Annotated in this window: 8 protein-coding genes; 7 read left to right on the top strand and 1 reads right to left on the bottom strand. The window is 41.8% G+C overall.

From position 1 onward, the window contains the following. The first annotated feature begins 41 nt into the window (after positions 1-41). From C1G53_RS05515 to C1G53_RS05500, 4 genes are all read left to right on the top strand, one after another. Complete coding sequence (locus C1G53_RS05515; RefSeq protein ID WP_105117978.1) at positions 42-3,152, top strand: DNA polymerase III subunit alpha; 3,111 nt, start codon at positions 42-44, stop codon at positions 3,150-3,152. An 82-nt stretch (positions 3,153-3,234) separates the two neighbouring features. Then, positions 3,235-4,245: a 6-phosphofructokinase gene (pfkA, locus tag C1G53_RS05510; protein ID WP_105117977.1), complete on the top strand. Its 1,011-nt coding sequence runs from the start codon at positions 3,235-3,237 to the stop codon at positions 4,243-4,245. A 63-nt stretch (positions 4,246-4,308) separates the two neighbouring features. Then, positions 4,309-5,814: a pyruvate kinase gene (gene pyk / locus C1G53_RS05505; RefSeq protein ID WP_105117976.1), complete on the top strand. Its 1,506-nt coding sequence runs from the start codon at positions 4,309-4,311 to the stop codon at positions 5,812-5,814. A 133-nt stretch (positions 5,815-5,947) separates the two neighbouring features. Next, positions 5,948-8,629 (top strand): IdeS/Mac family cysteine endopeptidase, encoded by a 2,682-nt coding sequence (locus tag C1G53_RS05500; RefSeq protein WP_105117975.1) that lies wholly within the window; start codon positions 5,948-5,950, stop codon positions 8,627-8,629. Between the two features lie 39 nt (positions 8,630-8,668). Here C1G53_RS05500 and C1G53_RS05495 read toward each other — a convergent pair whose 3' ends face one another. Continuing rightward, on the bottom strand, positions 8,669-9,763 hold the full coding sequence (locus C1G53_RS05495; protein ID WP_238139108.1) for an NAD(P)/FAD-dependent oxidoreductase: 1,095 nt from the start codon (positions 9,761-9,763) through the stop codon (positions 8,669-8,671). A 97-nt stretch (positions 9,764-9,860) separates the two neighbouring features. Here C1G53_RS05495 and C1G53_RS05490 point away from each other — a divergent pair, with 97 nt between their 5' ends. The 3 genes from C1G53_RS05490 (at position 9,861) to glmS (ending at position 13,058) form a co-directional block, all read left to right on the top strand. Continuing rightward, complete coding sequence (locus C1G53_RS05490) at positions 9,861-10,481, top strand: GDSL-type esterase/lipase family protein (RefSeq protein WP_105117973.1); 621 nt, start codon at positions 9,861-9,863, stop codon at positions 10,479-10,481. A gap of 38 nt (positions 10,482-10,519) precedes the next feature. Then, entirely contained in the window at positions 10,520-11,062 is a 543-nt protein-coding gene (lepB, locus tag C1G53_RS05485; RefSeq protein ID WP_105117972.1) for a signal peptidase I, read from the top strand. A gap of 184 nt (positions 11,063-11,246) precedes the next feature. Continuing rightward, the gene (gene glmS / locus C1G53_RS05480) at positions 11,247-13,058 is read left to right on the top strand and encodes a glutamine--fructose-6-phosphate transaminase (isomerizing) (protein ID WP_105117971.1); all 1,812 of its coding nucleotides are present in this window, start codon (positions 11,247-11,249) and stop codon (positions 13,056-13,058) included. The last annotated feature ends 90 nt before the right edge of the window (positions 13,059-13,148 follow it).

Below are 13,148 nucleotides of genomic sequence, written 5' to 3'. Positions count from 1 at the left end.
AGAATATTTGGTATAATAGAAGAAATAAAAAGGAGAAGACCATGCTGGCACAACTAGATACAAAAACCGTCTATACCTTTATGGATAGCATGGTGACCATTGAAGAATATGTAAAGAGAGCCAAGTCGCTGGGCTACCAAGCCTTGGGGATGATGGATAAGAATAGTCTATATGCGGCTTACAGTTTTATGGAAACTTGTCAGAAGGCAGGAATACAGCCAATCATCGGCTGTGAATTGGACTGGCAGTTGGAGGGGCGAGAGCGAGAATTGACAACTCAGTTGATTGCTTTGACCACCAAGGGCTATCGAAATCTCTTGAAAATATCGACTGCAAAAATGACTGGACAGGATAACTTTGAAGATATTCGCCAGTATTTAGTGGATATCGCTATCATCATTCCCTATTTTTCAGGGATTGAACAGCTGGATATTGGGCTGGATTATTATGTTGGAGTAACAAGGGATACACCTGTTCAAGATTTTCATGGCCCAATTCTTCCTATACATACCGTTCGCTTCTTTGAAGAGGAACAGTTGGAGAGCTTGCAGGTTCTTCATGCCATTCGAGACAATGTTCCGCTCAATCAAGTGGCGGATTTGGATAAGAAACAAATTCTTTTATCTGCGGATAGTTTAACCAGTCTATTTTCCAGTCGTTTTCCTCAGGCGGTAGACAATCTGCGTGATTTGCTAGCAGGTATTTCCTACCAATTAAATACAGACTTGAAGTTACCTCGTTTCAACCGTGAGCGACCTGCGGTGGAAGAATTGCAGGAGAAAGCCTATCAGGGCTTGGAAGAAAAAGGATTGACGGGGGCTGTCTATCAGGAACGGCTGGAAAGAGAGCTGTCCATTATTCATGAGATGGGCTTTGATGATTATTTTTTGATTGTCTGGGACCTGCTCCGATTTGGACGTAGTCAAGGCTACTATATGGGCATGGGACGTGGTTCTGCGGTGGGGAGCTTGGTTGCCTATTCCTTGAATATTACAGGTATCGACCCCGTTAAACACCAGCTACTCTTTGAACGTTTTTTAAATAATGAACGCTATAGCATGCCGGATATTGATATTGATATTCCAGATATTCATCGCCCTGACTTTATTCGTTATGTGCGGGACCGTTACGGTTCTACCCACGCTGCCCAGATTGTGACCTATTCAACCTTTGGTGCCAAGCAGGCTATCCGCGATGTGTTCAAACGCTTTGGAACTCCTGAGTATGAGTTGACCAATATTACCAAGAAAATCTCATTTAAGGATAATCTTTCATCAGCATATCAACGTAACGCAGCCTTCAGACAGATTATCAATAGTAAAATCGAGTACCAAAAAGCCTTTGCCATTGCCCAGCAAATCGAGGGCCAACCTCGTCAGACTTCCATTCACGCAGCCGGTGTGGTCATGAGTGACGAGGAATTGACAAATACCATTCCCTTGAAAATAGGGGATGATATGCTGGTGACCCAGTATGACGCCCATGCAGTAGAGGCCAATGGCTTGCTCAAGATGGACTTTCTTGGTCTGCGAAATCTGACCTTTGTGCAAAAAATGGCAGAAGGGGTTCGAGAACGCTACCAGAAAGAAATTGACATTGCCCAGATTGATTTAGAAGATAGAAAAACCTTGGAACTTTTTGCGGCAGGTAAGACCAAGGGGATTTTCCAGTTTGAACAACCGGGTGCCATTAGCCTGTTACAACGGGTTCGCCCAGAGCGATTTGAGGATGTGGTAGCCACTACCAGTTTGAACCGACCTGGTGCCAGTGATTACTCGGATAATTTTGTCAAACGCAAACATGGGCAGGAAAGAATTGACCTGCTGGATCCATCCATTGCACCGATTTTGGAAGGGACCTACGGCATCATGCTCTATCAGGAGCAGGTTATGCAGATAGCTCAGGTCTATGCGGGTTTTACATTGGGGAAAGCCGACTTGCTTCGTAGGGCCATGTCCAAGAAAAATGCTCAAGAAATGCAGGCCATGGAAAACGAGTTTCTGGCAGGTGCGCGTGAGCGGGGGCATGAGGAAGGAAAAGCCAGAGAAATTTTTGCCATGATGGCCAAATTTGCAGGCTACGGTTTCAACCGCAGTCATGCCTATGCCTATTCGGCCCTAGCCTTTCAGATGGCCTACTTTAAGAGCCATTATCCAGATGTCTTTTTTGACGTTATGCTCAATCATTCAAGCAGTGCTTACATCGAGGATGCCTTGCAATTTGACTTTAAAGTTGCCAAGTTATCTATCAATACCGTGCCCTACTATGATAAGTTTGACAAGGACCAGATTTTTCTGGGCTTGAAAACCTTGAAGGGTCTGCCTAAGGATTTTGCCCTCTGGATACTGGACCAACGTCCATACAAGTCAGTGGAAGATTTTGTCTTGAAGCTTCCTGACAATTATAAGAAGAAAGAACTCTTGGTCCCTCTTATTCAAATTGGTTTGTTTGATGAGTTTGAAAGCAATAGAAAGAAAATTCTAGAAAACCTAGACAATCTCTTTGTCTTTGCTGAGGCATTTGGGACCTTTTTTGCGGAGGAAAATTATAGCTGGACAGAGGCAGAGGATTTTAGTGAGGCTGAAAAATTTGGATTAGAACAAAGTTTACTTGGAGTTGGCATTAGTCCACATCCCTTGGTCAACATCTGCCGTGAGTCCAAGCGAGCTCTTACAGACCTAGCTGATTTGGTGGTAGCTAGTCGGGTGACCATCCTGGTGCAAATTCAATCCATCCGCTTGATTCGGACTAAGAAAACGGGTGAACAGATGGCCTTTCTCCAGGTAACCGATACTAAGAGAAAGCTAGATGTGACGCTCTTTCCAGAAAGCTATCGTCAATTTTCTCAAGACCTGAGAGAAGGGACAATTGCCTACATGACAGGAAGGGTACAGGAACGAGATGGACAAATGCAACTGGTTTTAGAACAAATGGAGCCAGTCAGTCTGGAAAAATTTTGGATTTTGTTGGAAAACAGGGAGCATGACCATGCAGTTGCTCGGATTTTGGAAAAATATAAGGGAAGTATTCCGGTTATTCTCCACTATCAAGACTCCAATCAGACTATTCAAGCGGAGCACTATAAGGTTATGAAAACGCCTCAATTAGAGGAAGAGTTGAGAGAATTTGTCATGAAAACGGTTTTTCGTTAAAAAATGGCAAAAAGTCAAGCAAGTTCTGCCTAAGTGTGTTATAATAAGGCAGTTAAATTGAAAAGTAAAAGGAGCAAATGAAATGAAGCGTATTGGTGTTTTGACCAGTGGTGGCGATGCCCCTGGTATGAATGCTGCCATCCGTGCAGTTGTTCGCCAAGCAATTTCAGAAGGGATGGAGGTCTATGGTATCAACGAAGGCTACGCTGGTATGGTAGCTGGTGATATTCACCCATTGACAATCCGTTCAGTTGGTGACATCATTTCTCGTGGTGGTACTTTCCTTGGTTCTGCTCGTTACCCAGAATTTGCCAAGTTGGAAGGCCAACTTAAAGGGATTGAGCAGTTGAAAAAACACGGTATTGAAGGTGTTGTTGTTATCGGTGGTGATGGTTCTTACCACGGTGCTATGCGTTTGACAGAGCATGGTTTCCCTGCAATCGGTGTACCTGGTACAATTGACAACGATATCGTTGGTACAGATTTCACAATCGGTTTTGATACAGCTGTTACAACTGCTATGGATGCTATTGATAAGATCCGTGATACATCATCTAGTCACCGTCGTACTTTCGTTATCGAAGTAATGGGTCGTCATGCAGGTGATATCGCTCTTTGGTCTGGTATCGCTGCTGGTGCAGATGTTATCGTTGTTCCAGAGGAAGACTTTGATATCAAAGATGTAGTTGCTAAAATCAAGCAAGGCTATGAAACTGGTAAGAAACACAGTATTGTTGTTTTGGCTGAGGGTGTTATGCCTGTTACCCAATTCGCTGAAGAATTGAAGGCTGCTGGTGATGTGAGTGATCTTCGTGTAACGGAACTAGGTCACATCCAACGTGGTGGTTCACCAACTGCGCGTGACCGTGTCCTTGCTTCACGCATGGGTGCTCATGCTGTTAAATTGCTCAAAGAAGGTCGCGGTGGTCTTGCTGTTGGTATCCGAAATGAGCAAATGGTTGAAAACCCAATCCTTGGTACAGCTGAAGAAGGAGCCTTGTTCAGCTTGACAGAAGATGGTAAGATCATTGTCAACAACCCACACAAGGCTGACTTGGGTCTTGCTACCTTGAACAGAGAAATCTCGTTCTAATTTCTGAATACATTTGTTAACTAGGGTCATAAGACCAGTATATTTAAAAGGAGTTTTTGTTAGATGAATAAACGTGTAAAAATCGTTGCAACCCTTGGTCCTGCGGTAGAAATCCGTGGCGGTAAAAAATTCGGTGAAGATGGTTACTGGGGTGAAAAACTAGATGTTGAAGCTTCAGCAAAAAATATTGCCCAATTGATTACTGAAGGTGCTAACGTATTCCGTTTCAACTTCTCACATGGTGACCACCAAGAGCAAGGTGATCGTATGGCGACTGTACGTCGTGCAGAAGAAATCGCTGGTAAAAAAGTTGGTTTCTTGTTGGATACAAAAGGTCCAGAAATCCGTACAGAATTGTTTGAAGGTGAAGCTAAAGAGTTTGCTTACACAACTGGTGAGAAAATCCGTGTTGCAACTAAGCAAGGTATCAAGTCAACTCGCGAAGTAATCGCTTTGAACGTTGCTGGTGGCTTGGATGTCTTTGATGATGTTGAAGTTGGTAAACAAGTTCTTGTTGACGATGGTAAGCTTGGCTTGACTGTTGTTGAAAAAGATGCTGAAAAACGTGAATTTGTAGTAGTTGTTGAAAACGACGGCGTTATTGCTAAACAAAAAGGTGTAAACATCCCTTACACTAAAATTCCTTTCCCAGCGCTTGCAGATCGTGATAACGCAGACATCCGCTTCGGTTTGGAGCAAGGTTTGAACTTTATCGCTATTTCATTCGTTCGTTCTGCAAAAGACGTAGAAGAAGTGCGTAACATCCTTAAAGAAACAGGTAATGAGCACGTTCAACTCTTCTCAAAAATCGAAAACCAACAAGGTATCGACAACATTGATGAAATCATTGAAGCTTCAGATGGTATCATGATTGCTCGTGGTGACATGGGTATCGAAGTTCCATTTGAAATGGTTCCAGTTTATCAAAAAATGATCATCACGAAAGTGAATGCGGCTGGTAAAGCAGTGATCACAGCGACAAACATGTTGGAAACAATGACTGAAAAACCACGTGCAACTCGTTCAGAAGTTTCAGACGTCTTTAACGCTGTTATCGACGGTACTGATGCTACAATGCTTTCTGGTGAGTCTGCAAACGGTAAATACCCAGTTGAGTCTGTTCGTACAATGGCAGCAATCGCTAAGAATGCACAAACTCTTTTGAACGAATACGGTCGTTTGAATTCAGATAACTTCAATCGTGCTTCTAAGACAGAGGTTGTTGCATCAGCAGTTAAGGATGCTTGCCACTCAATGAATATCAAGTTGGTTGTAACAGTTACTGAAACTGGTTATTCAGCACGTGCTATCTCTAAATACCGTCCAGATTCAGACATCTTGGCTGTAACCTTCACTGAAAAAGTTCAAAAATCAATGATGTTGAACTGGGGTGTCATTCCAGTTGTGACTGAGAAACCAGCTTCTACAGATGATATGTTTGACTTGGCTGAGCGTGTTGCTAAAGAGCAAGGTTTGGTTGAAGCAGGCGATGATATTGTTATCGTTGCAGGTGTTCCAGTAGGTGTTGCTGGTTCAACAAACACTATGCGTATCCGCACTGTAAAATAATGTATAAAGAAAAAGCCTATTCTATCAAGCTCCTTAGCTTGAATGATAGGCTTTTTTAATATATGGTATGATTTTGCAAAATTCAAATTGTATTGATATAATATAAGGTGAATAAGTTGAAAGAGATGGACATATGGGCATTCACATTCGTTTTTCGTTGAGAAAACTAGAAGTTGGTTTAGTTCCAGTAGCTTTTCTTTTTCTTACCAATCAATTTGTTCTATCTGCCAAGGCAGAAATGATTTCTGCTTTGGAAGGAGAAGCTGTCCAGGTGGAGGAAGGCTTGGTTCCACATGCGATTGAAATCATAGAGGAGGCAGAAGAAGAGCAAGAGAATGATGGCGCGCTTACAGGTCTGAATATTTTAGTGGGAAGTGACAACCTAGCTCAAGCTAGTGAGAATGAAGTAGCCCCTTCTGAGCAGGAAAATGAGTTGCTTGAACCGAATGTTGAACAGCTTTTAGATCCTACAAGTATCGAAATCCGTGCAGACTTGGAAACGATGGCCATCCCTGAGTACGAAGATAGTAGCCTCCCTTCTAATCTACCAGTAGCAGTCCAGAAAGATGTGGTTGAACAGCCTATCAGTCTTTATACTAGCGAAGATGGTCAGTACAGAGAAATTATTTGGGCACAAGGTATAACGCCTCCTAGCATGGGGCAAGGCGGTGATTTTAAAAAAGAAGTAACGGGAGAATTCATTGAGTATACCATGCCTTATGAAGCCGGAAAGGGTTATTATGATGCAAATAAGAGCTTGGATGCTTCCTTAGAAGATTTGAACTTGTGTTTTGCTGCTGTTTCTTCTAATATGTTGCATTGGTGGTTGGAACAGAATGGTCCTTATGTTCAGCGTTTCATTGAGGAAAAATATAGTTCAGCAGAAAATCAGCAAGATTATCCTTTGACGGATGTACGACGCTATCCAAATTCTTTTGAAGACCAACAAAATAGCCGTATTTTTAACCTTTTCAAGACCTACTATGGGCACCGCTTGAATGGCTTTGTGTCTGATGCTTTGGTGGACTTATTTATCAATGGCTATTCCCCTAAAAATCATGGAGGGGTCAATTTAGAAAATCCAGATTTAGTGCCAGATAAACGGGGTGGTTTTTTCCATGAGGTCTTTCACGAGAAAAAGCTGACTGACCGAATGTTTAGTGGAGATTACCGCTATTTTGGGAATTTGGTTCGAACCAACTTAGAAAATCAAAGCTTGCTTGGCCTGTCCTATAGAACCTTTGGGACGACTACTCATATTGTAACGGTATGGGGAGCAGAGTATGATGATAAAGGGCAAATTCGTGCGGTTTACATTACGGATTCTGATGATCAGCATGGTCCCATTGGCTTGAAACGAATGGGTATTACTCAGGATACTTCTGGAAATCCTCGTCTGAATAATAATGTTGTCAGAAATTCTTTTGGTTCACACTTGGACTACGTTCATACCATCAATCTTGGTAGGAAGCACTGGGAAACTTATTTCAATGGATTGGAAGATGAAAAACAGACTGCCAGACAGAAGCTTTCTGAAGCTAAATTAGTCTTACACCAAGCTATTCGTGATCAAGAGGGTTTTTCGGAGAAGGAAGAAAGGTCTTATATTGCCCTAATCGAAGAAACATATCTTGAGGGTCTGGAGCAAATCAATCAAGTTAGGGAAAAGCAGGAACTATCAGAAATCTTGCAATCCGCTCTGCAAAGTTTACGGTTTCCCATGAAATCTGTTGGGCAAGCTCTAGCTTACGATAGACCGTTTGGGAATCTTATTGTTCATGGAAACTCAGTTCGACATGATTTGCCCTCAGGTCATCTATCTATTCATGGTGATTCAGTTAAATATGACTTACCCTTAGGTCATCTATCTATTCATGGTGATTCAGTTCGACATGATTTGCCTTTAGGTCATCTATCCATTCATGGTGATTCAGTTAGATATGATTTGCCCTTAGGTCATCTATCTATTCATGGTGATTCAGTTAGATATGATTTGCCTTTAGGTCATCTATCTATTCATGGTGATTCAGTTCGACACGAATTGCCCTCAGGTCATCTATCTATACATGGTGATTCAGTTAGATATGATTTGCCCTTAGGTCATCTATCTATTCATGGTGATTCAGTTAGATATGATTTGCCTTTAGGTTATCTATCTATTCATGGTGACTCAGTTCGACACGAATTGCCCTCAGGTCATCTATCTATACATGGTGATTCAGTTCGACACGAATTGCCCTCAGGTCATCTATCTATTCATGGTGATTCAGTTAAATATGACTTGCCCTTAGGTCATCTATCTATTCATGGTGATTCAGTTCGACATGATTTTCAAGTAGGATACATTTCAATTTTTAGCAGTACTATCAAAGAGAAAGTTACAAAAATAGAAAATGTAAGTGAATCAAGGAATAGGATGGCGGAGACAGTTCATGTGATAACTAGTGTTAATGATAATGAATTTCCTTCTCTTCAGTTAAAACATTTAAATCATTTGGAAACAGCCTCTCAAGAATCTACTAGATTCGAACTTATAAATTATAGCAGGCATTTCGTAAGCCATGATGAGATGATTTTCAAAAATGAAACAGTAGATGGACAACAAGATGCTAGCCTTGCTAAAATTGGAAGTACACTGTCCCAACAACAAGATACATCTACACAGGAAAAACTAGTAAAAGTAATGATAGACTCAAAAGATGAAATGGAGAGTAGCCATGTTTCCTTGCCTTATTTGGCTGTTTTTGCTCTCTTAGTGACGGGCTTAATGAGTTACTGGTTATTGGCTTCATCATTTTTAAAAAGGAAACAGTAAATAAAAAGGCTGCTCAGAATGAGTGGCCTTTTAGCTATATTATAGTTTTTGTATATAGTTATTAGGTGAATAGGCTGTACGGTCGAAACTGGTTTCCTTCCCTAAAATTTCTTGAGCGATTTGCCAGCCGATGAATGGACCATTTGTCAAACCAGAGGAGCCTAGACCGCTAGCAACCCAAACATTCTTCATGTCTCCGATATTGCCATAAAAGGGTGCATAGTTTGAAGTGTAGGCACGGGTTCCGATCCGTGTTCTGGCAACGGAATAGTTGGCTAGGTCTGGCATAAATTCAGCAGCCTTATCTTGCATAGCTTGGACTTTTTCCGGGTCAAGTGTCAGGTCGTAACCCATATCATCCTCGTGTGTAGCTCCAACAATGATTTTACCATTTTCAAAAGGCAAGATGTCAATTTGCCCATAGGGCATACAGACTGGCCAGTTATTAGTGTCGTATTGGGTGTCTAATTCCAACAATTGTCCTTTTTGTGGTCGGACGTCCACCTGATAACCAAGAGGTTCTAGGATATGTGGTAGCCAGGCACCTGTAGCCAGGATGATGTGGTCGGCTGTCAGCTCTTGTCCATCTAGTTGGATAGTGTGAGCGTCTAGCAGTTTTGCTTGTCCTTGTAGACGCGCTCCGCCATTTTTCAAAACTTCTTCTTGCAAAATGTCAATCAAACGCCCACCATCGATACGGCCGCCTCCTTCTAAATGAATGCCGTAAAAGTCTGGTTTGAGCGGTGGGAGATAATCGCTGATTTCTTCGCCTTGCAAGCTTGTAATTTGACCAATGGTTGGAGTGTCAACTCGGCGGTCTTCCGCAATCTTTTGGATTTTTTCTAGCAATTCTGGCTTGCTCTTCAAGCCGATTGTTCCAGTTTGCTTGAAAGGAATATCCTTGGCTCCAGTAGCCTCTAAATCTGCGACTAATTTGCGATAGAAGACTGCGCCTTCGGAAGTCAGTTTATACCAATCTTTATTTTTCTTTTGAGCCATCCAAGGGCAGATAATCCCAGCAGCAGCACGGGTAGCGGTGCCGACACCATGGTCAATGAGGGTGAGGTTGACAGTTTCATCTTGGGAGAGGTAAAAGGCGGCTGTTGAGCCGACAATCCCTCCGCCTATAATCATCACGTTTTTCATATGTTCATTATATCACAAATTCATGGGTTTATTTATTTTTTTCAAGATGGTACAATAGATAAATAAGAAAAACAGAGGAGTTCACGTGTCAGATATTATGTATCCAGAGGTCCTGACAGTCGGAAGTGGGGCCATAAAAGTTGCAACAGTTGGCGATAGCCTGACCTACGGTTACGGACTGGAGAACCGTGAAAAAGATGCCTATCCCTGTATTTTAGCAGAGAAGCTGGGGCATCTTTATCAGGTGTCCAATTTCGGTTTGAGCGGCCGTTCGCTTCAGTCGACGTCGGATTATCCCTATTTTAAAGAGAAAAATGCCCAGTTGTCTCTTGAGAGCGAGGCGGACATTGTCATTATCATGATCGGCAGTAATGACAGCCGTGGTCCATACTGGAATAAGGAGAGATTTATTAGCGAATACAAGGAAATGGCAGAGCGGTACTTGAGTTTACCTAGCCAACCAGATCTTTACTTGGTCATTCCACCTTTCGTGCCAACCAGTCGCTTCGGGCTCAATAATCAAATTATAGAAGACGAATTGCAAACCATTATTACAGCCATTGGTCAGGAATTGGATGTGCCAGTTATCAACCTCTATCCCTTAACCAAGGGCCATTTGGAATATTATAGCGATGGCTTGCACTTGACACCTCTTGGAAATCAAGTTATTGCAGAGGAAATATACCATCATCTTATCAATGGATAGCCTGAATTTATGGTATAATAGTATTGATTGGAGAGATTATGGTAAAGAGAGATTTAGTAAAGCAGATAAGTTTGGTCATTCTGTTGATTTTAGGATTGATTGGTTTGAGAGTATGGTTTTTTGAACCAGTAACCATCACATCCCAGATGGCAAATGACTATATCAAAGAAGGCGACTTTATTGTAACTGTTCGCAAGGCTGACTTAACACATGGGGATTTCGTTCTCTATAGGCATGAAGGTAAAGAATACGTCAGTCGAATTATAGCCATAGAAGACGAAACAGTTACATATATGGATGATGTCTTATATAAAAACGATGTGATTGTTGCAGAGAATTATTTGCATACTCCGTCTTCTCAAGAGAGTTATACAGAAGATTTCAATCTCACAACCTTGACTGGTGGCCAACATATCAGTATTCCAAAAAAGCATTATCTGGTTCTGAACGACGTTCGGACAAATAGACAGGACAGCCGTAGCTTTGGTTTAATTGCTGAAAAACAGATTATTGGGCGACTGACCTTCCGTTTAAGTCCCCTCTCAGAATTTGGTTTTATTAAGACAGGACTGGTCCAGTAGGGCTGGTCTTTTTTCAATCAATTTTCTGGTTTATTTTCAAAATCTGACTAGACCAATTTTTTTCTTGACAATAGATATGACTTGTTATATACTGATTTCACTGGTCTTTTTCTTAAAAAAGTTGACTAGACCAATTTATGAAAAAATGAAAGCAGATGTTAAGAAACATCGTAGGTGAAATGATATGTGTGGAATCGTTGGGGTTGTTGGAAATACAAACGCAACTGATATTTTAATTCAAGGACTTGAAAAATTAGAATACCGTGGCTATGATTCAGCAGGTATTTTCGTAACAGGTGGGGAGCAGGCTCACTTGGTAAAAGCAGTAGGTCGCATTGCAGAATTATCAGCAAAAGTTGGCGATAAGACCGAAGGAACAACAGGAATTGGGCATACTCGCTGGGCGACTCATGGTAAACCAACTGAGAACAACGCTCATCCACATACTTCTCAAACTGCTGGACATATCCTTGTTCATAACGGTGTGATTGAAAACTATGCGGAAATCAAAGAGGAATATCTTGCAGGTCATGACTTGAAAGGTCAGACGGACACAGAAATTGCTGTGCACTTGATTGGTCAATTCGCTGAGGAAGGTCTGTCTACTTTGGAAGCTTTCAAAAAGGCTCTTCATATCATCCAAGGTTCCTATGCTTTTGCCTTGATTGATGCTAATGATGCAGATACTATTTACGTTGCCAAAAACAAGTCGCCACTTTTGATTGGTTTGGGCGACGGTTACAACATGGTCTGCTCAGATGCCATGGCGATGATTCGTGAAACAAGTGAATATATGGAAATCCATGACAAAGAATTGGTTATCGTGAAGAAAGATAGCGTAGAAGTTATGGACTATGATGGTAATGCTATTGAGCGCGGTAGCTACACAGCTGAATTGGACTTGTCAGACATCGGTAAGGGAACTTATCCTTACTATATGCTTAAGGAAATTGACGAGCAACCAACTGTTATGCGTAAATTGATTAGCGCATACACAAACGAAGAAGGTCAAGTGACAGTTGATGCGGATATTATCAAGGCGGTACAAGAAGCTGACCGTATCTATATCTTGGCTGCTGGAACATCTTACCACGCAGGATTTGCCGCTAAAGATTTCTTGGAGAAGTTGACCGATACACCAGTGGAATTGGGTATCTCTTCTGAGTGGGGCTACAACATGCCACTCTTGAGCAAAAAGCCACTTTTTGTCATGATAAGCCAGTCTGGTGAAACAGCTGATAGCCGTCAGGTATTGGTGAAAGCAAATGAAATGGGCATCCCAAGCTTGACTGTGACCAACGTTCCAGGTTCTACCCTATCACGTGAGGCGACTTACACCATGTTGCTCCATGCAGGTCCAGAAATTGCGGTAGCTTCAACAAAAGCCTATACTGCACAGATTGCGACATTGGCAATCTTGGCTAAGGCTGTCGGTGATGCCAATGGCAATGCCTACGCGAGAGAATTTGACTTGGTACATGAATTGTCCATCGTAGCTCAATCTATTGAGGCCAGCTTGTCAGAAAAAGATGTGATTGCTGAAAAAGTTGAAAAACTCTTATCAACTACTCGCAACGCATTCTATATCGGTCGTGGTAGTGACTACTACGTTTCTATGGAAGCCAGCTTGAAATTGAAAGAAATTTCATACATCCAATGTGAAGGCTTTGCGGCAGGTGAATTGAAACACGGTACCATTTCATTGATTGAAGACGGTGTTCCAGTTTTGGCCTTAATTTCAAATCATCCACATCTCGCAAGTCATACTCGAGGCAATATTCAGGAAGTAGTGGCGCGTGGTGCCAATGTCTTAACAATCGTAGATGAAGCAGTAGCTAAAGAAGATGATGATATCACTGTTACAACAGTTCATCCATTCTTGTCAGCTATTGCAATGGTTGTTCCAACTCAGTTGATTGCCTACTATGCAACTTTACAACGTGGTTTGGACGTTGATAAGCCACGTAACTTGGCAAAATCGGTTACTGTTGAGTAGAAGGAAGGTCGAATTTATCGACCTTTTTTTGCAATTTTATACAATTTATAGGTAAATTATTAGAAAATTGAAAACTTTTCTTTGTAATAC

The organism is Streptococcus suis, assembly GCF_002960445.1.
GTDB classification, from domain to species: Bacteria; Bacillota; Bacilli; order Lactobacillales; family Streptococcaceae; genus Streptococcus; species Streptococcus hyiners.
Note: the sequence above shows the minus strand (reverse complement) of the source record. Positions and strands in the feature narration are given on the sequence as shown.

What these genes read in the sequence shown, in the direction of transcription:
- C1G53_RS05515 (WP_105117978.1), top strand. Translation starts at nt 42, where the DNA reads ATGCTGGCACAACTAGATACAAAAACCGTCTATACCTTTATGGATAGC.
- pfkA (WP_105117977.1), top strand. Translation starts at nt 3,235, where the DNA reads ATGAAGCGTATTGGTGTTTTGACCAGTGGTGGCGATGCCCCTGGTATG.
- pyk (WP_105117976.1), top strand. Translation starts at nt 4,309, where the DNA reads ATGAATAAACGTGTAAAAATCGTTGCAACCCTTGGTCCTGCGGTAGAA.
- C1G53_RS05500 (WP_105117975.1), top strand. Translation starts at nt 5,948, where the DNA reads ATGGGCATTCACATTCGTTTTTCGTTGAGAAAACTAGAAGTTGGTTTA.
- C1G53_RS05495 (WP_238139108.1), bottom strand. Translation starts at nt 9,763, where the DNA reads ATGATTATAGGCGGAGGGATTGTCGGCTCAACAGCCGCCTTTTACCTC.
- lepB (WP_105117972.1), top strand. Translation starts at nt 10,520, where the DNA reads ATGGTAAAGAGAGATTTAGTAAAGCAGATAAGTTTGGTCATTCTGTTG.
- glmS (WP_105117971.1), top strand. Translation starts at nt 11,247, where the DNA reads ATGTGTGGAATCGTTGGGGTTGTTGGAAATACAAACGCAACTGATATT.